The organism is Virgibacillus chiguensis, from assembly GCF_900129865.1.
Lineage (GTDB): Bacteria > Bacillota > Bacilli > Bacillales > Amphibacillaceae > Virgibacillus > Virgibacillus chiguensis.
In genome coordinates this window covers 13,894-36,072 of sequence record NZ_FQXD01000009.1, presented here as the reverse complement: position 1 = coordinate 36,072, position 22,179 = coordinate 13,894, and the positions used below count along the sequence as shown (strand labels likewise).

The following is a 22,179-nucleotide window of genomic DNA, read 5'->3' as shown; positions in this document are numbered from 1 at the left end:
AGTTGATATTTCTTCCATTGTAACGTGCTTTTCATAGAAGCGCAATAACTTTTTAGTTAATAGGCAGAATTTACAGATAAATGCCTGATTTGACAAATTAGATTCTCGTTTTACCGACACGATTCTTAAGTAATATATGGCAAATAGACAAGAAGGATAATAAACACCCATATACCGTCTACAAAATGCCAATAATATGAGAAAATTGTTTGTTTTTCTTCATACAATGATGCAGATACTTTAGTACGTCTAAATTGGATGAATAATACAATCATCCACCCAATACCAAAAGCGACGTGAGCAGCATGTAAGCCTACAAGTACGTAAAAAGATGATAAGAAAACACTTGTACTTAAGCCGTAACCTTCTTGAACAAAGCTATAAAATTCATAGACTTCTACCCCTAAGAAAACGATAGCAAGTACCAATGTTAATCTTAGACCTAATAACGTTTTATTTTTCTTTCTTTCGCGCACACCTCTTTCTGCAACCATTAATGTGCCACTGCTTGATAAAAGGAAAAAGGAAGAAAGCATGACCATTTTTGATTGAAATACTTCTGAAGGATATGGCCCATTAGCTGCAGGCGTAAAGATCATATATGTCGCAAATAATACTGCAAACATAATTGTTTCCACGCCTAAATAGATAAAGAATCCCACTTTTTTATCCTGAAATAATGCTGCTTCTTGTTTATGCATGTTCATCCCCCTTTCCATAGAAATCTTCTCGTTCATCGGTAAACGAACGTAACACAAGCATTGCAAATAACGCAACGCCACCGGTGATAGCTAACCAATACCAACGAAACGTTAATCCTGTACTAACAATCAATAAGCTCATTGCTATACAAAATGGTTGGATAGAATCGCGTTCTAGTGGCTTTATACGTACATCTGTCGTAGTAGGTAACACATGCCCAGCTAGTTTTGCGTACCAGTAAGCGTCTATACTTTGAATTACCGGCATCGGCTCAAAAGTATGCACAGGAGCTGGTGAGGGAACAGTCCACTCTAGCGTTCTCCCATTCCAAGGATCATGGGAAACTTTTACTTTCATTTTATGTGTTTTATATACATTCCAAATCACAAACAACATACTAATCCCCATTAGAAATGCCCCGACCGTGCTTAACGCATTCAACAAGAAAATGCCGTCAGTTTCACTATAGGTGTAGACACGTCGAGGCATGCCTTCTAATCCCGTAATATGCATAGGGAAAAATGTAACATGATAACCGATTAAAAACGTCCAAAAATGCCATTTACCTAATTTTTCATCAAGTATATAACCAGTTATTTTAGGATACCAATAATACAAACCAGCAAACACACCAAGTATGGTAGAAGCAATAATAACGTAATGAAAATGCGCAACAACGAAATGTGTGTCGTGAAACTGAAAATCTGCTGCAGACAAGGAGAGCATGACTCCTGTAACACCTCCAATGACGAACGAAGGGATGAATCCTAACGCAAATAGCATCGGTGTTGTAAAGTGAATAACCCCTCCGCGCATTGTAAATAACCAATTAAAAACCTTAATGCCCGTTGGAACCGCAATTGCCATCGTAGTAATAGCAAAAAATGTGTTCACTACTGGGCCAAGCCCTACGGTAAACATATGATGTACCCAAACCATAAAGCCTAGAAACCCAATTAGCCCTATGGAAGCAACCATTGTTCCATAGCCAAAAACACGTTTTTTAGAAAAAGTAGAAATAATATCAGAAAAAATCCCGAACGCTGGCAATGCTAATATATACACTTCTGGATGTCCAAATATCCAAAATAAATGTTGCCAAAACACAGGGTCACCTTCATCCCCCGAGAAAAATCCAGTACCAAACAGCCGATCAAACATGAGTAAGTATAAAGCTATTGCCAACACCGTAAATGCGATTAAAATAAGGAAAGATGTAATTAGTGATGCCCATGCAAACAATGGCATCCGTGTATACAGCATACCTGGAGCACGATGACGCACGATTGTTACAATTAAATTTAACGCTGTGAAAATCGTTCCTAAACCAGATACTTGTAAACCAAACACATAAAACTCTGTGCCTGCTCCAGGAGTGAAGGCAGCTCTTGATAATGGCGCATAGCCTGTCCACCCAACTTCTGGTGTCATATCAATAAAGAAAGCAAGGTTAAAAAAGACAGAACCAGCAAAAAACAACCAAAAACCTAAAGCATTTAAAAATGGAAAAGCTAAGTCTCTAGCACCTATTTGTAAAGGTACTGCTATGTTCATTAAACCAAGCAATAGAGGCATAGCTACGAAAAAAATCATTAATGTCCCGTGTGTTGTGAACAATTCATTATATTTCTCACCTTGAAATACCCAAAAATCGTTATTAGGAATAGCAAGTTGTGTACGAATAAGTAATGCATCAATTCCAGCTCGAAAGAAATACAAAATCCCAAAAAGTAAATACAGAATCCCTATTTTTCGATGATTGGTCGTTTTCATATAATCCCAAATAACATATAACTTACGCTTTTTAACAACGAAATATGTAGCAACCAAACCAATAACGATGACAGATACCCAAGCTGCTACAATATCTGTTGGTATGGAATATTCACTTCCAAACATAGATAATTTCATGATGATATCACCTTTCATTTTCTCCAATTATTTTTGAAGATATTGCTCATACGCTTGTTTAGATACTACTTTAACTTCAAATGTCATATCCGTGTGTCCAAGCCCGCAATATTCTGCGCATTTACCTTGATAGGTACCTTTTTTCGGGTTGTTAATTTCATACGTTAATTCTTTTCCTGGTATTACATCTACTTTTCCACCTAGCTGAGGGACCCAAAAGGAATGAATAACATCCGCCGATTTTAAATTTAAAACAATTGATTCCCCTTCAGGAATTAGTAATTTATCCATTTCTTCTGTTCCATTAGCATGCGTAAATGTCCAATTAAACTGTTTCCCTACGACATCAATCACAACTCCTGATTGGTCACTTTCTTCCGTCCATTGGGGCGACTGATCATATGTAATTGCTAAAGTAGGCACTGCTAAAACAATTAACAAGAGAACTGGAATCGTAATCCAGGTAATTTCCAATTTAATATTGCCTTTCACATCTTGCGGTAAATCATGCTTCCTTGTTTCTGTATAGCGATACTTTATGACAAAATAAGTAAATAAAATAAACACGGTTACCACAACAAACATCATGATCCAAAAGCTAAACTCTATTAAAAAGGCTTGTTCACTTGCAGTATCACTTTTTGGATCAAGAACAGTGATGTTACAACCCGTTAAAAACAATAATAGCGGTAACAGAAATATTTTTTTCATTGCCCCCACCTTCTTACCTTTGTTAAGATACTATGTGATAACTGGTTTATCACAAATCTTCGCTAAACACATAGTTTTGCTCAAAATTATATGCTGCCCTACCTTTTTAGAAATGACGATTGCTCACCAAATATTTTCCAGCTATCTACCTTATATAATTTGTTTCCCTAATTAGGAAAAACGTTAAACATTTTAGTACAAATAAACCTTAAATATTTCCATAACAAGACACCTTAATTCCTCCATGAATGCTTTACTAGCAAGAACAAAGGCTCGGGGCACCCGCTTAGCAACGTAGCGACTGGAACGAATCAACGGAAGTTTTAGAAATCATGCTCTTGCAATTAGTATGCCGGCGCCATCCGGCAAACCCGTCGTTAGTCAGCCTTCCTATTTAGAACGAACCGTTGATGACTAGCTTAGGGAAATGGAGTGAAGTCGCAGTTGCTGGACGCTGGAGCCAGACGCGACTAAATAACTTAGTTAGTTTATCAACAGCTGCAAAATTTTGTAAATTCCTTAGACAACAAAAAAGAGAGCAAACCACAATTGGTCTGCTCCCTCTCGGGTTAATGATTTTCTATTTTGTTTTCAAGCACTGCTACACGATTACGAAGTTCTTCTACTTCTTCTTTTGTCGCTATGCCAATGTCATTCGCAAGCTTTTGAGTTTGCTCATTTTGCCGTGCTTGCCATTCACCTTTTTTAGCTTCTCCTTTATCCACAAACTGCTTTAACAATGTTTTCGCTTGTTCCTGTGTAAGTTCATTTTTTTCTACTAATTGTTTCATTCTCGATTCAAATTTTTCCTTACTAGTCACTGCTGCACCTAACCCAAGTAAAAACCCTTTTTTTAATAAGTCATTCATGAAGTCCACCTCCTTTATTTTGACGATTGAATCATCTTATAATGCTTCCTTAATATGGTTAGCAATAAAATAGTTAAAACAGCTGTACTACATAGTGTAATGATTGCAGTGAGCTGATATTGCAAATAAAAAGCACCTATCGAACCGCCCAAACTAAGCAGCAAAAACATAACAATTAATACTTCTATCCAAATAAAGTACTGATGCTTTAAACGACGCTGATGTTTTCGTTTATCCCACTGTCTATTCTTTGTTCCGCTTTCCAACCATTCCAAAACGGCTTGCGGATAAGAAAGAATTGGTTTGATCGTGTCTTTGGCATACTGCTTATATAATGTTTCGGCAACTTTTTTGCCACCAAGCCATTCTTTCACTGCAGGCTCTGCCCATTTCTGAAAGTTAATTTCCGGGTAGATGGCTATTAATATTCCAATAATAATGGAGATAGCTCTACCTAAGTAGGCATATTCTGCAGATAACTGAATAGGTTGATCGTGAATAACAAGACGAATATCTTTTTTAATTTGCTCCATAATATGAGCATCTTGTATATCTATTGTACCACTTTGATACATTTCTATCGTCTCTTGAATTGCTCGCTTTAATTTATTGTGATCAGCATTTGGTAAAATAAAACCCATTTCATCTAGCGTTTCAATAACGCGATCGTAATTATCCATTACAATGCTTTGGATGAGCTGTTTAAAATGTTGACTGTCCTGTTGTCTTACTTCCCCTACCATACCAAAATCAATAATGACAATCCTTCCGTCTGGCTGCACTAATATGTTTCCTGCGTGCGGATCGGCATGGAATTTACCTGTCGTCAAAAATTGTTCCAAATAAAAATCAAATAAAACGCTTGCTACATGTTTTGTATCAATTTGGTGCCGCTGCATATATTCAATATCTGTAACTTTCGCCCCTTCAACCCATTCCATAACAAGGACTCGCTTGGTGCATAATTCATCTACATAAAATGGAATATGTAACGACGTGTTTCCCTTAAACTTTTCTTTAAAATAGTGCGCATTTGCTAATTCAAGGTTAAAATGCAGTTCTCGATTCATAACGGTTACAAGCTCTCGGTATAACGATGGCAAGTCTGTTTTTTTTCCAAAAGAGGTTAGCGTAGATATGAGCCAAAATACGATTCGCAGTGCTTTAAAATCCTTATGAAACACCTCTTTAATCCGATAGCGCTGCACCTTAATGGCAACCTCTGTATCACTACCTTTTAACTTCGCTCGATATACTTCTCCAATGGATGCTGACGCAATAGATGGTGTTTGAATCTCTTCTATATGCGTTTCAATTGCTGCTCCCCACTCTTCTTCCATAATCTCTTTAGCATAAGAGTAAGGCATCGCAGGTACTCGATCGACAAGCCCACTCAGCTCCTTAATAAAAGCATCAGGCATAAAATCCGTTCTGGTACTTAGAAACTGTCCGACTTTAATTAATACACCACCAAGCAAGATCGCCTTCTCCCGGTATTCTTGTGCCAATTTTGTAATAAGAAGATTCCACTTATCAAACGTTTCGTCATCCCATATGCGGTGTTTAAAATGAAACATATAAATTTTTGCAATAAATTTTAACGTCATCAACACCATTACTGTACAACGATATCCCAAATTATACTTTAACCGTTTATGCATTTAAACACCTCATTCCTATGTACCCTTTTTCATCCTTTGAAAAACCTGACTTCTGCCCAATTTCCAAAACGTAAGTTAACACTTAAAAATTTCCTATAGTATAAATAAAAACGATATGTACATGTTTCATTATATCTAAACTGATAATAAAACGTACATTTTTGCAAATAAAACAGAAATATTCATTTGTTTTGCATTTTATCATTGGATAATCATACATTTTATCTTATAATAATAAGAAACAAGAACCGTGGAGGATTTTATGAAAAACAATAGCTATTCTATATTTGATCATATTAAATTTATTATACCATCCCTTATTGGTGTTTTTTTATTTATGTCACCTATAAAAACAGAAGATGGATTAACTATTCCAATTGCTATCCTAGCTGGGAAAGTTCAGTCCTTATTAGCCGATCAGTTATCTGGCATTATGATGGTTATTATCGTGTTTACAGCAATTATGACTATCATCGTTCGCCTGTTAGGCAAAGAAAAGCTTGATAGAACACCATTTTTCCAGCAACTCTTTTACGTAAATATGTTCTGGACAATGACAAGGGTAGTAGCTGCTATTTTTGCTGTTATGGTATTTTTCCAATTAGGACCTGAATTTATCCATAGTGCGAATACAGGGCAAATGTTATTAGGTGATTTATTACATGTATTATTTGCTGTCTTTTTATTTGCTGGCTTGTTTTTACCGTTACTAATGAATTTTGGTTTACTTGAGTTGTTTGGAACACTTATGACAAAGATCATGCGCCCGTTATTCCGACTACCTGGTCGTGCGTCCATTGATTCCCTCGCTTCTTGGGTAGGCGATGGTACAATCGGTGTATTAATTACAAGTAAACAGTATGAAAACGGCTATTACACCAAACGAGAGGCTGCTGTTATCGGAACAACATTTTCCGTTGTCTCCATTACTTTTTCTTTAGTTATCATTGCTGAAGTAGGACTTGAGCATATGTTTTTACCGTTTTACGGTACCGTTTTAGCTGCGGGAGTTGTAGCTGCATTAATTATGCCACGCATTCCTCCGCTTTCTAGAAAACCGGATACATATATAAATAAAGATGCAGAAGGAATATCTGAAGAAATTCCAGCAGGAGACCATCTTTTTTCATTTAGCTATAAAAAAGCGTTAGAACGCGCCAAGCAAGAAAAAAGTGTGTTTAAAGTCTTCAAAGAAGGCGGGCAAAATATTTTAGACATGTGGATGGGAGTCGCCCCAGTTGTGATGGCATTTGGATTAATTGCTCTCATTATCGCGGAAACAACACCTATTTTTCAATGGCTAGGTATGCCGTTTGTACCTTTCATGGAACTGTTGCAAATTCCGCATGCTAAAGAAGCGTCAGAAACAGTCTTGATTGGCTTTGCAGATATGTTTTTACCATCCATTTTAGCTTCTACTATCGAAGCAGAGATCACCCGGTTCATCATTGCCGCCCTTTCTGTCACCCAGTTAATTTATATGTCAGAGGTAGGCGGATTATTAATTGGATCTAAAGTACCCGTATCCTTTAAAGATTTAGTCATTATCTTTTTACTGCGTACAATCATTACCTTGCCTGTCATCACTATCATAGCTCATCTTATATTTTAAAAAATCTTTCATAAAGGAGCAAAGGCTAGGGGCGCCCGGTTAGCAACGTTTTTTATAATTTCCTAAACTTAACAAAACAGCCAAGCTATCGGATAGCTTGGCTGTTTCTTATTACTATAAACTTTTAAACGCTTGTACTTCCCTAATCGTATCATAAAAAATTTACTGCTTTGACTTTTCGTAGCAAACCCTGTTCTTACAGTAGCTTATATAGATGACACTTTTTGAGTTAAATTCGCTTTCCATCTATTCGCTTAAGGAATGGACTTTGACGTTCAGCAAAATTGGCTACTTTATTTCTCTTGTACCGTTTTATGATACATTTTTTTCATTATCGAAGCCTTCCCTTCAACAAGCGGTTGCCATAATCCAAGTATTGGTCGACTAGATAATAAGAGTACAAGCAGCATAGATAAAGCAGCAAGTCCTAGAAAATCAAATACTCCATCTACCTTAAACAACTCCGCCTGACGAAAGTATTGGATAAAAAAGCCGTGTAGTAAATATACATAAAGTGTGCGTGTTCCGAGAATGGTCCATGTAAAATGCTGGACTGGCACCCATGATAGCACGCTTATAACCATGAAAGCTGCAGATACATAAACTAAGAGTCTTGCCAGCCCACCGTATTCTACAAGCCCCAAATCACCATATGATTTAGAAGCAAGTAACCAACCAGAATTAAAGTCTGGTAAGTAGTAGATAGCTACCGCAATGCCAACCATGACCACGAGCGAAACAGCTTGCACCGCTTTTTGCTTAACGAGCATCACTTGCTTTTCCGTTAATAAATAGCCGACTAAGAAAAACGGAAAGAAAACAAAAGTTCGAGATAGACTGAACATATGCCCAATTTCACTAAAATAACCGACGACTAGGCCGAGAAAGATCGCAATCGAAACACTTAAAAATGGCGGTAACTTTTTAAACCAATATAATAACATATGCCAGCAAAATAGGCTGAATAAAAACCACAACGCCCAATGTGGACTAAATAAGTCCGTTTGCCAGCCTGATTTATCGATGACATAATAGTAACCCGTATATAGTAGTTGAAAAATGAGATATGGCAACAATAATTTTTTCATCAATTGCACGATATAACTGAATGATCCTGAACCTTTTGCAAAATAGCCTGCCAATAATATAAATGCAGGCATGTGAAATGTATACACCCACATATAAAGTGTATGAACGTATGGAGAATCACCTGTAAAAGGCTGTATCATATGTCCAAAAACAACTAAAAAAATCAAGATAACTTTTGCATTATCAAAAAAAGCGTTCCTTTCCATGGATCTCCATCCTTTTCGGTAAATTTATTTTATATTTCGTAAGTAGAAAATGTAAGGTGACGATAGCTTTCATATATGTCCATGCTTTAAAATGTCGCTATTTTATTTCCTATCTTTTTACATTCTATTTAGATCCTGCTTGTATAGGATGCACTATTTACTTTACCCGTTTTGAAAGCCGTTTTCATATAAAAACACTTGATTTCATACACTTGTTAGCCTTTTGTAAACGGTTTGAAAAATATTCATTTAAATGTAATAGAAACGTTAAAAGAAGTAACCCTATAGATTACTTCTTTCTACTATTTTTATGTATGACTTTCTAATAAATAGCTGACTTCACTAACTACGAGAGAAGACGGTTTCTTATATTTCCTAAATAAAAGCCAAACTATGGTATCGCTTTCGTGGCGAAATCCTCCGTTTTAATTAAACTATAAACCACTAAGCTTTTACTTCCTATAGCGAAACAAAGGCTCGGGCGCCCGGTTAGCAATGTGGCGACTGGAACGAAACAACGAAAGTTTTAGGACTCATGCCACTAAAGCAGGGGGATGCCGACGCACGAAGACATACCCGTTTTTAGTCGGCCCTCTTCTTAGGATACGAACAAAAGATGACTTAGCGTAGAGCGATCTCGTAAAGTCGCCTCGTTGCTGGGCTGAACGTGGTTTATTCGGTTATGTTGTTATACTCAAGCCACTACATTTATACTTTCTTATCTGGCAAAAAAAAGACAAGGCATGCGCCTCGTCTTTACAAATAAACTTCAATATGATTTTCTCCAGCTTGTAAATATTTTTCCAACTGTGCCGTTTTTAGCACCATACCACCTTCGCGATAAGGATTATCTGTTAATTGCGTAAAATGAACGTTTTTACCATTTACAACGACCTGCTTTTTCCCTTCTTTAAGATGATAATGATATGTTATTGGCTTGCCATCATATTGAAATGCAAATTCTAATTGATCCAACTCATCGGGTATTACCGGATCAATCACAAGATCTCCTTGCTGATAGCGGATGCCTAAAGCATTAGAAATTAATTGATTCATATATATTCCTGGGCCGCTCGAATAAATGCGCCAACCCGCTTTCACTGGAACATCACCAGTACGTAGCTGATCAAAGTTTTCCTGTGCTTCATAGCGTGTAGCAAATTTGCCATCCGAGCTGCTAAAATACGCATTACTTTGGCGTATCTCTGCATGAGGGACTTCGTTTTGAATTAAAATTGGATTAATGACGGACAAGCCTTTCCACACTTCATTTTCATATCCAAGCTTAGCCATTGCTTCAACAAACCGAATATGCGCATGTACATATTGTAAGCCTATTTCTCGACCAAAATTAGCCGCTTGCTCAGCTCGTTTAAAATGTGTACTAACGCCACCTTTATAGTGAGCAGGGCGATTCATTAACCGAACGCCATCTGGGAAATATAACTTGTCTTTTATTAACCGATAATGCTTTTCCGCCTGCTCTTTGGTAAACAGCTCGCTAATAATACTGCGCTGCATTGGTAATAATCGATACTGAATACCAGTTTTTTCATCAGATGGGTGAAGCATATATTCGATCTGATCCGGATTCTCCATATACACAAATCCTGGAACAACTGTTGCTGACAAAATATATTGATTAAAATCAGCTTTCACCCCCGCAGCAAGCTCTTGCATCTGTAATGCTTCCTGTTCATCATAGCTAACTAACACTTGAGCCAACTTCTGTAACACCTGATACGTTAATGCAACGGTCCAGCTGGAAGACATATATTTCTTCAAATTCTCATTCGCAGGTTGCAACGTATCATCCCAGTCTCCATCATCATATAGAGATAAATACGTGTCTTGAGCAAAATGATTTTTCATATAATTAATTTCTTTTTGTACATGTTCCATAATCGTAGCTTTCCTTGCTGTCAACTTGAAAGTAGTACGATCTGTATAAGGAACAACTTCCTCTAAAATGCCATAATCTCCAGTAGCCTCCAAATAATCGGCAACTACTTTTAACGGCCACACAATAATATCACCATGGCTGTCTTCCTGCTGAATATGTTGATACTTATCAAACATAAACCATTGTGGCCAGTTGCCTTGATCTTCGTACTGATGAGAGAAAACGATTTTAATGATGTCACGTACCACTTGATAATTTTGTGTTGCCATAAAATATTCCGTTGGTCCTTGACACACATCACGAGTACCCCAAGCAGCTCCGCCAAATTGTTCCAACCCATGCGGCGATGAAAAATGTACGAGCATATTGTGCGTATACCACCAAGCTAACGCATTTATTTTCTCCAAATCCCTCGTAGATGAACCGGAAGAGGTAAGTTTAAATCCTTTGTTCACATGCCGGTAATACGCACGATATCGCTCGATTTCTCCTGGAATATCTACCAACTGGACAAGCTGTTCTTGTTTGTATAACGAACCTTTTATGTTTAATGTCCATTCTGCTGTAGGACTCATAGACAAGACTAAAAGGGATGCAGATAGTGGGGAAATATTTGTTGCTAGTTGTCGCTCATCCCCCACCGTCAACTCTGTACCTGTAACGTGCATAAAATAATTTAAATCAGGATAAATAGTCGCGCTATCCGATTTAGAATCAGCCGTACAAACAACGGTATTTCCTTTATGTTTGATATGAAAAGGAACTTCATATTCATTATTATTCATAGTTAATTGATTGGTAACTATAAATCTATACACTTTCCCTTTTTCTGACCTCACATGTAGCTGAAGCACTGCATCATCTACCTTAGTAAGATTGGTAATGACAATTACATCATCCAAAAATTTATAATACCATCTAGCATAGTTAAAACCGATCTCAAATAGAGAAGGCATGGTTAATAAGTGATACGTTTCATCAATTTGAATATAAATTCTCTGCCCTGAAGTTTTCAGAATATTTAACGGGTTTCGTGCATTTGTCAGCATTTTGTTCATAGAAGAATTACCAATAACAAGCTGTGAATTAAAAATGCCATACATATATGACGTCGTTGCCATCGTATCGTCTCTCACCCGGTCATTATGTCCACTCATAATAATATGTCCATGTGGTCGTTCGATCAGCTCTTCTTTTTGCTTGAGAACTATATGCTCATACGTATCCGTAAAAAAGGAAAGCAGTGTAGATCCATTATATTCCTCCAACTGCCGATTTGGAAAATAAGTGTTTAATTCTGCTATTGTCATTTCTAACGCGGTAAGTGGCGCACCTATACTAGGCATCATACGTACCCTCTTTACGGGGGCATGATCCCTTTTACTTTCGCTTAATTCTTTCCACGCTTTTTGAATCTCTTGCTTAAATTCCAACTCCCGAACAGCAGTGGAATGATTTTCTTTAAACAAACCGTAAAATACGAACCGCTGCTTTCCATTTAAAGCAAGCTTCTCTGATTGTAATGCAGTATAGGCGAATTCATATTGATAGTTTTCATTTGCCAAGCTAGGTTTCGTTAAAACCTCGGCTTGATTTGTCGTTTTATAAGATAAACCAAAAAATTGAAAACCATCTGTAGAGTAGCCAATAACTTTACCTAAAGCACCTTGTTGAATATATGGGAATCCACTTGCTTGCGGTTGATTTTGCCTAGAGCAAACGGCATACCCGTTTTCATTATCTTGGAAAATAGCATGATCCATATATTGCGACATATAAGCTTCATTAGACCGCACCGCTCCTTTATCAGCCAAACCTAAGTCTTGCCCATAAATAAGATCGACCTCGACATCTTCCCCATCTAACAAAACATCCCAAAACCAAACTCCGGCTCCTGTTAGATAGAAAGTAACTTCATAGTTTACTTCTTCAAAGGTACCTTGCCACTTCACCTGATCCTCTGCAACGAAAATCTCGCTGTTCGATTGAACACCCAATAACGGCGTTACTACGATGTCTCCATGGCGATAAATTCGTAAATAAATATTATTTAACGCTCCATCGATCGGGTTCGACAACAGCTGATTAATCATTGTATCCTTATGAGCAATTTCATAAATGTCGCCGCTTTGGAGAAATGTAAACGTAATATTTTGCGCTTTTATCTGAAAATTCCTTCTTGTTGTCAAACCTCATTCTCCTTTCGTCTTATGCAAATTGAACGATATCGTCATGACATCTTGGCTATTTGCTCCAACATACAAATCAAATCTTCCTTCATCACTATGATAGGAAAGATCGGCATGGTGATAACGAAGCTGTTCTTCTGTTAGCGTAAACATAACAACTCTTTCTTCACCAGGCTGTAAAGAAATCTTTTGAAATCCTTTTAATTCTTTAAGCGGACGCACCACTTCGCCGACTAAATCACGAATATAGAGTTGAACCACTTCTTCCCCTGCTACATCACCTGCATTTGTTACCTTGACTTTAACCGTTATTGGTTTATCTGGTGTCATCAAATCGGAAGAAAGCTCTAGATCACTATATTTAAAGTAGGTATAGCTTAACCCATAGCCAAATGGAAACAAAGCCTCATTCGGACAATCCAAATATTGTGATACATATCGTTCTTGAGCATTGATAGCACCTTGAGGGCGCCCTGTATTATAGCTGTTATAGTATACAGGAATTTGTCCTACATTATACGGGAACGACATCGTAAGCTTTCCAGACGGATTGACATTGCCAAAGAGAATATCTGCAATTGCTGTACCGCCCTCTGTTCCTGGATACCATGCTTCAAGCACTGCGTCTACTTGGTCAACTACCCCATGTAAATCGAGCGGTCTGCCATTAAATAACACAGCGACAGTTGGTTTACCCAACTTAGCTATCGCTGCTACTAAATCTAGTTGCGCTTGTGGCAATTGTATATTTGTTCTTGAGCCGGCCTCACCGCTCATTTCAGAGCTTTCTCCTAAAGCTAGAACAACCACATCCGATTGCTTAGCAAGTTCTATTGCTTTAGAAAGATCCTGTTCACAATGATTATTCACTCCACAACCGTTCGCTACATATAACTGAGAAGCAGGTAGTTGATTGCGCATCCCTACATCTAATGGTATTGCTTCATTCTTATCACCTAACCATGACCAAGGGCCAAGAATATCGTTGCTATTAGCAAACGGGCCAAGAAGTGCCATTTTTTGCGTTGTAGCAAGCGGCAACACATCTTGCTCATTTTTTAACAGCACACAAGATTTAGCGGCAATGTCACGTGCTGCCTGTCGATGCGCAGAGCACATAACAACTTCTGCTTCTCTTTTTTCATCTGCACCTCGATATGGATCATCGAACAATCCTAATTCGTCTTTTAACTGTAAAATTCGTATCACAGCTTCATTTAGAAGTTCCACATCCATTGCATTTGTTTCTATGAGCTGTTGCAGGTGATTAGCATAACATCCAGTCATCATCTCTATATCTACACCTGCTGTAATGGCCTTCATAGCTGCCTCTTTTTCATCTGAAGCCACACCATGCGGAATTAATTCTTTCACGGCGCCCCAATCAGATATAACGACACCGTCAAAATTCCATTCCTCACGTAAAAGATCACGCATTAATAATTTATTTGCACTTGCTGGAATTCCATCAACCGTATTAAAGGCTGTCATCACTAATTTGCTACCTGCCTCAAGGGCTGCTTTAAAAGCTGGGAGATACGATTCGCGTAATTCTCTTTCTGACATGTTTACCGTATTATAATCCCTGCCTCCTTCAGCTGCACCATAACCAGCAAAATGCTTCACACAGGAAGCAACGCTTTCGTGGTCATTTTTTAAATCAGAACCTTGAAACCCACGAACTTGCGCTTTAGCAAACGCACTATTTAAATAAGAATCTTCACCTGTAGACTCCATGACTCTTCCCCAGCGTGGGTCACGGACTAAATCAACCATTGGTGCAAAGGTTACATGCACACCGCTCACAGCGGCTTCTTTAGCAGCAATTGTTGCGCTTTTTTCAGCAAGTTCTAAATCCCAAGAAGAACCGATGGCTAATGGAACTGGAAAAATGGTCTTATAACCATGAATAATATCGGACATAATAAGCAAGGGAATGCGTAATCTGCTGTCCTGTAAATATTGCTCTTGGATCGACCTCGTTTCCTTGGCGCCCGATGCACCTAAAACGGACCCTATATGTTGCAGCATGTGATCAGGTATATGCATTTCTTTCATTGGCCCAGTTATTTGCCCCTCATCAGAAGCCCCTTTAAAAAACGGGGTGGCTAATTGGATAACTTGTCCGATTTTTTCATCTAAAGTCATTTTGCTTACTAAATCTTTTATTTGATTTACTTTCATTGTTACCCCTCCTCATTAGAAAAACTTGGCTTTTTGGCAAGTCTTATGGCGAATGGCATAGTTTTTCTTATACTATAAACCTTTAACTTTTATACTTTCCTAAAGTGTAAACAAAAAACCGCTTTAATCGAAACGTTTCAATGATGTTTATATTTTGGATTATAATTGTTTTATTACCTATAGTCAAACAACATTAAGGTAAAATAAAGAACAAAACATTGATTTGTTAACATTTATTGAATATAAAACAAAAAAAGTAAGCAAATATGAAAAAAACAGTTGAAAGCGACTTCAAATTTTATTATAATCAGTTTATCGAAACGTTTCAATAAAACTAAAGGAGTGTTTCTATTATGAGAAAATGGTTGGTATTAACTTTTATCGTAGCTTTACTAGCATTAAGCGCTTGCGGAAATGAGGAAGCTGCTAAAAAAGATAGCGGAAATAAAGACGATGAAATTACCGTGTGGGCAATGGGTGAGGAAGGGAAGCTGTTAAAGCAACTAACAGATAAATTTGAAAAAGACAACAAAGGATTGAAAGTAGATGTACAAGCTATCCCTTGGGATAGTGCCCACGATAAACTATTAACTGCAGTAGCTTCTGGAAATGGCCCAGATATCCTGCAATTAGGTACTACTTGGGTGCCAGAATTCGCTGAGGCAGGAGCGTTATTAGATTTAACGGAATATATGGAAGAGCATCCAGAATTCGCAGCCGAAAATTATTTTGATGGTGCCGCAGAAATCATGCAGTATGATGACCAAATCGTTGGTATTCCATGGTATGTAGACACTCGCGTACTATATTACCGCACCGATATATTAGAAGAAGCAGGTTATGATAAAGCTCCGGAAACTTGGGAAGAATTACAAGACGCAGCAAAGAAACTAGCAGACCGTGGTGAAGGTCATTATGGAATAGATATTGACCAAAATGATCAAATTATGCCATTTATCTTCGCTTGGCAAAATGGTTATGAGGCAAATTTGGAAGAAAGCAAATTAAATTTTGACACACCAGAATTTTTAGGTGCTATGGAGTATTATACAAGCTTCTTTAAAGAAGGGTCCAGCCAAGTAGAGCAAGGCGAGGATATTATCCAAGCATTTGCAAATGGGAAAAAACCAATGTTCTTCAGTGGCCCTTGGATGGTAAATATTATTAACGAACAAGCTCCAGATATAGAAGGAAAATGGGCACCAGCTGTTATGCCAGGTAACGAAACAAACGCTTCTAGTATGGGTGGAGCAACATTATCAATCTTCCATAATTCAGAAAATGTAGAAAATGCCTTGAAATTCCTTTCCTATATGAATGAAACAGAAACACAACTTGAATGGTTAGATATATCTAATACACTACCTTCTAAGCTAGAAAGCTGGGAAGATCCAATATTACAAGATGATCCAATGTATAGTGTGTTTGGTGAGCAATTGAAAAAAGCAAAAGCAGGACTTCAAACAGAACAGTTTGAACGCATCGCCCAAGAATTACTTAGTGCGTTAGAACGCGTCAATGCAGGCGGGGCGGATTTAGAGAAAGAAATAGAGCAATTTAACAAAACGGCGCAAGATCTATTAGAAGAATAATTTCTCCCAATATAAGGTGCTGTAAGACCCACTCAAAAATTGACAGATGAAAGTTGAACAAGTATAAGTGGGGAATGAAATAATCCCCCACTACTTAAAGGTTCACTTTATGATAAAGAAGCATATAAGGCGATATCCAGCGACCTTATATGCTTCCACCAAAATACGTTTCATGACGATAGGTGGTTTAAGAAATGTTTAAACAAAAATTCCGTAATCGACATCCCTACATGTTCATTGCACCTGCAGTTACTTTATTAATTATTTTCAGTATTATTCCGATTACGATCGCTTTTTTTATTAGCTTTACAGATCTCGATTTAAAAGGATTAGCAAATTGGTCAAACATCAGTTGGATCGGCTTTGATAACTATCAAAACCTATTTGCTGATGATACTTTTATCAAATCTATTTTCAACACGTTATTTTATGTTGTCATTGGCGTTCCGCTCGTCATTATTTGTTCATTAGGTATTGCACTCATGCTGAACTACGGAAGCAATAAGTTGTTTTCCATGTTCCGATCGGTATACTATATGCCATCTATAACGAATATTATTGCCGTCGCCGTCATTTGGGGTTATTTATACAACACAGAGTACGGGTTATTTAATTATATTCTATCTTTACTTTCTGTAGAAAATATACCTTGGCTTCAAGAGCCTACCATTGCTAAAATTTCGCTTATTATCCTCGCAGTTTGGAAAGGTATTGGCATTAATATGATTATTTTTCTCGCTGCCCTGCAAGGAATACCTAGAGCTTATTATGAAGCAGCGAAAATCGATGGCGCCAACCGCATTCAGACATTCTTTAATGTGACGTTACCTTTATTGAGATATGCAACCTTTTTCGTAACTGTAACGACGTTAATTGGCTGGATGCAGTTTTTCGAAGAGCCTTACGTGATGACACAAGGCGGACCACTAGACGGAACACTATCTATTGCATTGTTTATTTATCAAGAGGGCTTTCAATTTAGTGAGTTTGGTTATGCTGCTGCGGGTTCTTTCGTATTGTTTATCATGATTATTATCATTACTTTAATTCAATTTAAACTTCGAAAATCCGATACAGAATATTAACCTTATGAAATGAGGGATTTATCTTGGCTTCTATACATTCAACAAAAGGGAAAACAGAAAAAACCCTTATCACCGTGCTGATGATTATTGGCGGAATTTTAGTATCCATTCCATTCATTTGGATGATAACAAGTGCCTTTAAACCTGAGAGTGAAGCATTGCGCATTCCACCAACTATATTACCGGAAAATCCAACGCTGGATAATTTTAAACACCTATTTACAGAATTAAATTTCTTAGTCTATTTACGAAATACATTAATTATCGTCGCTTTTTCGTTTGTCGGCTTATTGTTTAACGGCATGGCAGGATACGGTTTTGCTAAGTTTGCATTTAAAGGCAGAGAAAAAATATTCTATCTTGTTCTAGCAACTATGATGATCCCAGGCCAAGTAACGATGATACCTGTTTACTTATTACTTAATGGAATGGGCCTCACCAACACGTTACCGGGTATTATTTTGCCAGGTCTAGTCGCAGCATTTAGCATTTTCTTATTCCGACAGTTTATGGGCACGATACCAACGGATTTAATTGAAGCTGCACGTTTAGACGGAGCGGGAGAATTTTATATTTTTTTCCGGCTTATTATTCCTATTGCTAAACCTATTTTTGCCGTACAAGGAATTCTTGCATTTATCGGCGCATGGAATAGTTTCTTATGGCCTTTAATTATCGCAAATGATGAGAGCCTCTATACGCTTTCTGTAGGTTTATCTTTATTACAAGGCCAGTATGGCAATAATTTTGCTTTACAAATGGCAGGTGCAGCCTTTATGGTCGTACCAATTATTATCATCTTTGCTTTTTTCCAAAAGTACATTGTGGAAGGTTTTACCATGTCTGGTATTAAATAATAAAACACTAGTGATGTTCAAGTGTAGCATATAACTTGAAACTCTTTACTATTATAAGATGATACACTGTCATTCCTCTTCACATGAACTGTCTAAACGCCGAAATTAACTACAGACGACCACATTTTTAAATAGGTAGTGCTAACGACATCAATCTAAGATACAATAATAGAAGCATGGAATCGTTTTTATGTTTTTTATGGAGGAAGTGTGTGCATGGCAACAATAAAAGATGTAGCAAAGCTTGCTGGAGTTGCAGTATCTACTGCTTCTTATGCTTTAAACAATAGCGATAAAGTAAGCCAAACTACAAAAGAAAAAGTAGCAGCAGCGGCAAAGTCATTAAACTATAGAAAGAATGGCTTAGCTTCTGATTTAAAAAGGACAAATACAAATACGATCGCGTTAATTTTGAGCGATTTGTCAGGTCCTTATTACTCAGAGTTAATTCAAGGCGTGCAAGATGTAACTACTGCAAACGGCTTTGACTTAATTGCCTGCAGCTCTATTGGTGGAGCAGATTCTACAGCGGTAAAATTTTTACAAGAAAAACGGGTTGATGGGGCGATTATACTTGCACATAATATTAGCGACGAGGTAACCGTACAATCCGCTCGTAAAGGATTTCCGCTTGTTGTATTGGATAGAAATTTAGATAGTAGCTTTATTTATAATATTGAAGTTGATAATATCCATGGCGGATATTTAGCAACAGAGCATTTAATCCAACATGGCCATAGCGAAATTGCATATGTGAGCGGTCCTTACAACTCACACGATAATCAACTTCGCTTCCAAGGGTACTTGAATGCTTTAAAAGATTACAACATCCCTTATAAGTCCAAATGGAAAATCATCGGTGACTTCACTCGAGAAAGCGGGTATCGCGCAACCAAGATGCTCATTGCACAGCGCCAATTACCGCATGCTATTTTTTATGCCAATGACGAAATGGCAATAGGTGGATTAGAAGCTTTAAGAGAAAATGATATTTCTGTCCCTAATGACTTATCCGTTATTGGATTTGACGACATTCAACTCGCCGAATATGTCTCTCCTCCGCTTTCAACAATAAAACAACCAAAATATGAAGCAGGCTCATTAGCCGTTCATGTTATTTTTCAAGTATTAGCAGGAGAAAAAGTCGACCATCAATACACATTATCAACCGAATTAGTAAAGCGGCAATCTGTAATGCAGAGACTATCTCCTGAAAATTCTACCAAACAGCATACGAATGAAACGTAACTACAAGCAATTAATTTGATGCGGGGGGCGGGCTCTCCCCCACTCTTCTATTACGCTTTGTTTGATTTAAACTAGCATAGTTACATCCATTCAAATACACACAGACGGCGCACCGCACTATATTCAACTTTATAACCTAAACGAGTGATCCAAATTGATGAAAACCCCTGACTCATTAACATAAAAATGATCCGCTGTTACGGCTGGATGATTCCAATTTTTTCTTCGCTAGCAGTTTCCCGTATTCCCCACAAAATGAATACAATGGTCCATAAAAACAGCATAAACATAATCCGAATCAAGGGATCTTGCTATTCTAGCATGATCATTTCTCCCAACATCGATTCCATCATACTTTCCATATATGTATATATGTTCAGTGTTTCTAATCATTCATTTCATAATGAAAAAAGCGCAAATTTCTTCTTATAATAATTATCCGTATTTTCTTGACTTATTTGAACCTCACCATTACGATTAGTTTAATCTTTATTTTCTAAATATTTAATAAAAAAATAGATGTTTTTTAGGAGGAGAAATAGTTGAAAAATCACGATGAATACCTTTACATAGGAAGACAATTACTAGATGCGCAACCATTTAGCAAGCTTGTAGGCGCCAAACTAACTACATTTAATGAAGGGGAAGCTGTGCTAGAAATACCAATAAAAGAAAATCTACTACAGCAAAATGGCTTTGTCCACGGTGGTGTTTTAAGCTATGCTGCTGATAATGCATTAACTTTTACAGGAGGATCTGTTTTAGGCCCACATGTATTAACGTCCGAATACAAAATTAATTATCTACGTCCAGCTATTGGAGAAAGTTTAATTGCTACCGGCTTGGTAGTGTATGCCGGAAAACGTCAAGCCGTCTGTCGTTGTGATGTGGAAGTAATCGAGAACGGCGAAAAGAAACTCTGCGCCACTGCACAAGGTACCATTGTAACCTTTGACCCTTCATTAAAAATGTAACTACCATATAATGGGATTGGAGAAAAGATAATGAGCATTACCCAACCAACCATCAAAGAATTAAAGATTGAGCAAGAGTGGATAGAAGCTTTTCCAATTATGAAACAATTAAGACCACATTTAAATGCGCATTCCTTTATAGAACTATTCTCACAAGCGGTGGAAGAGAATGATTACCAACTTTTTGCTTTATATGATGAAAATCGTATCGTGGCTGTTTGTGGGTTTATGCCAATGATTACGTTATACAACGGTAGATCCATATGGGTCTGTGACTTAGTTACTGACTCCAGCTTACGTTCAAAAGGATACGGCAAAACCATCTTACACTATGTTGAACATTGGGCAAAAAAGCAAAACTATGACGTTGTTTCTCTTTCTTCTGGATTACAACGTGCGTCAGCACATCAATTTTACGAAGAAAAATTGGAGTATGGTAAAACGAGTTATGTCTTCGTTAAAAAATTATAAACTATAGAAAAACTTGGGTTCTCACCATGACTTATGGCAGAAGCCTTAGTTTTGCTATAAACACCAAAAATCAAATCCTATGCTTTTTCCTATAGTACAAATAAACTCGGCAATGTCTATACTAAAGGTTGCCGAGTTTTACATGCTTCTGTTCGAATAAAAGTGCATTTCTAACCTATAACAAAAAGGGTATTATGTGTTCACCTAAGACCGCAGCAACAGTCTAATGGTCATTTTGACGTATGCCATCCATAATGAATTGAATTAGTTGCTCCACTTCGTATTCATGAATCCTATCTACATCTACAATAACAAAACGCGAGATAATAAACCCCCCTAAAACAGAAAGCAGTATATTGACGACATCATCTGTTGGAATATTTTTCAGTTCCTGCTTCGTTTTAAACGTTTCAATCGCCTTTCTAAAACGATAACGAATTTCATTAGCCAAATAAGGTAACAACTCTTTCTTTAAGGATTCATTGTATATGATCTCTTTCATAACCACTTGTAAAATTTGTTTATTCTCAGAAAAGAACTGAATTCTATTATAAAGAAACGCACGTAAAAATTCTTCAAACGTCGTTGTTTCTGCTGGCAGGACTTCAGCAAATACTTCTTCTGCCATGCCTGGAAGGGATGATTTGAAGAATGGCAAGATGACAGAACGCAATACATTCTCTTTCGTTCCATAATGCTTAAAAATAAGACCTTCTGCAACCCCTGCTTGCTTGGCAATTTCATTTGTAGACGTATTCGCATACCCTTTTTCAGCAAATAATTGAATTGCTGTCTCTATTATCTTTTGTTGCTTTTCTGTCTGTTTTTTAGAACGTTTCGCCTCTGCAATCATGGAATCCAATAAGTTGTTGTACGTCAAATCCCTTCCGTCCTCTCTATACAAAATACGTCCCT

Annotated in this window: 16 protein-coding genes; 7 read left to right on the top strand and 9 right to left on the bottom strand. The window is 37.4% G+C overall.

The genetic code is table 11. The annotated features are described in order from the left end of the window. Positions 1 to 125: 125 nt before the first annotated feature. The 5 genes from BUB45_RS11280 to BUB45_RS11260 all read right to left on the bottom strand — a co-directional run bounded on the left by BUB45_RS11280 (position 126) and on the right by BUB45_RS11260 (position 5,854). The gene (locus tag BUB45_RS11280; RefSeq protein ID WP_084723629.1) at positions 126 to 701 is read right to left on the bottom strand and encodes a cytochrome c oxidase subunit 3; all 576 of its coding nucleotides are present in this window, start codon (positions 699 to 701) and stop codon (positions 126 to 128) included. Beyond that, entirely contained in the window at positions 694 to 2,613 is a 1,920-nt protein-coding gene (locus BUB45_RS11275) for a cytochrome c oxidase subunit I (protein WP_073009093.1), read from the bottom strand. Before BUB45_RS11275 ends, BUB45_RS11280 begins: the two co-directional genes overlap by 8 nt. A gap of 27 nt (positions 2,614 to 2,640) precedes the next feature. After that, positions 2,641 to 3,324, bottom strand: coding sequence for a cytochrome c oxidase subunit II (gene coxB, locus BUB45_RS11270; RefSeq protein ID WP_073009090.1), 684 nt, complete (start codon positions 3,322 to 3,324; stop codon positions 2,641 to 2,643). A gap of 569 nt (positions 3,325 to 3,893) precedes the next feature. Then, the gene (locus BUB45_RS11265; protein WP_073009087.1) at positions 3,894 to 4,193 is read right to left on the bottom strand and encodes a phasin family protein; all 300 of its coding nucleotides are present in this window, start codon (positions 4,191 to 4,193) and stop codon (positions 3,894 to 3,896) included. 14 nt (positions 4,194 to 4,207) lie between these two features. Further along, positions 4,208 to 5,854, bottom strand: a complete 1,647-nt coding sequence (locus BUB45_RS11260) for an ABC1 kinase family protein (RefSeq protein WP_073009084.1) — start codon at positions 5,852 to 5,854, stop codon at positions 4,208 to 4,210. A 262-nt stretch (positions 5,855 to 6,116) separates the two neighbouring features. Between BUB45_RS11260 and BUB45_RS11255 the strand changes: the two genes are divergently transcribed. Continuing rightward, positions 6,117 to 7,466 (top strand): YjiH family protein, encoded by a 1,350-nt coding sequence (locus BUB45_RS11255; RefSeq protein WP_073009081.1) that lies wholly within the window; start codon positions 6,117 to 6,119, stop codon positions 7,464 to 7,466. A gap of 293 nt (positions 7,467 to 7,759) precedes the next feature. On the opposite strand, the gene BUB45_RS11250 is transcribed toward BUB45_RS11255, so the two are convergent. From BUB45_RS11250 to BUB45_RS11240, 3 genes are all read right to left on the bottom strand, one after another. Next, complete coding sequence (locus tag BUB45_RS11250; protein ID WP_073009079.1) at positions 7,760 to 8,761, bottom strand: acyltransferase family protein; 1,002 nt, start codon at positions 8,759 to 8,761, stop codon at positions 7,760 to 7,762. Between the two features lie 756 nt (positions 8,762 to 9,517). Further along, positions 9,518 to 12,853 (bottom strand): GH36-type glycosyl hydrolase domain-containing protein, encoded by a 3,336-nt coding sequence (locus BUB45_RS11245; RefSeq protein WP_073009076.1) that lies wholly within the window; start codon positions 12,851 to 12,853, stop codon positions 9,518 to 9,520. Positions 12,854 to 12,856: 3 nt separating this feature from the next. Then, positions 12,857 to 15,037: a glycoside hydrolase family 3 N-terminal domain-containing protein gene (locus tag BUB45_RS11240; protein WP_073009054.1), complete on the bottom strand. Its 2,181-nt coding sequence runs from the start codon at positions 15,035 to 15,037 to the stop codon at positions 12,857 to 12,859. Between the two features lie 353 nt (positions 15,038 to 15,390). Between BUB45_RS11240 and BUB45_RS11235 the strand changes: the two genes are divergently transcribed. The 6 genes from BUB45_RS11235 (at position 15,391) to BUB45_RS11210 (ending at position 21,264) form a co-directional block, all read left to right on the top strand. Further along, complete coding sequence (locus BUB45_RS11235) at positions 15,391 to 16,629, top strand: sugar ABC transporter substrate-binding protein (protein WP_073009050.1); 1,239 nt, start codon at positions 15,391 to 15,393, stop codon at positions 16,627 to 16,629. Positions 16,630 to 16,823: 194 nt separating this feature from the next. Then, entirely contained in the window at positions 16,824 to 17,714 is an 891-nt protein-coding gene (locus BUB45_RS11230; protein ID WP_073009047.1) for a carbohydrate ABC transporter permease, read from the top strand. 80 nt (positions 17,715 to 17,794) lie between these two features. Further along, a complete protein-coding gene (locus BUB45_RS11225) occupies positions 17,795 to 18,571 on the top strand; it encodes a carbohydrate ABC transporter permease (protein ID WP_073009455.1) in 777 nt (258 codons plus the stop codon). 216 nt (positions 18,572 to 18,787) lie between these two features. Continuing rightward, positions 18,788 to 19,819, top strand: coding sequence for a LacI family DNA-binding transcriptional regulator (locus BUB45_RS11220; RefSeq protein ID WP_073009044.1), 1,032 nt, complete (start codon positions 18,788 to 18,790; stop codon positions 19,817 to 19,819). Positions 19,820 to 20,361: 542 nt separating this feature from the next. After that, positions 20,362 to 20,793, top strand: coding sequence for a PaaI family thioesterase (locus BUB45_RS11215; protein ID WP_073009041.1), 432 nt, complete (start codon positions 20,362 to 20,364; stop codon positions 20,791 to 20,793). Positions 20,794 to 20,823: 30 nt separating this feature from the next. Next, positions 20,824 to 21,264 (top strand): GNAT family N-acetyltransferase, encoded by a 441-nt coding sequence (locus BUB45_RS11210; protein WP_073009038.1) that lies wholly within the window; start codon positions 20,824 to 20,826, stop codon positions 21,262 to 21,264. 223 nt (positions 21,265 to 21,487) lie between these two features. Here BUB45_RS11210 and BUB45_RS11205 read toward each other — a convergent pair whose 3' ends face one another. Then, positions 21,488 to 22,144, bottom strand: a complete 657-nt coding sequence (locus BUB45_RS11205) for a TetR/AcrR family transcriptional regulator (RefSeq protein ID WP_077706497.1) — start codon at positions 22,142 to 22,144, stop codon at positions 21,488 to 21,490. Between the last annotated feature and the right edge of the window lie 35 nt (positions 22,145 to 22,179).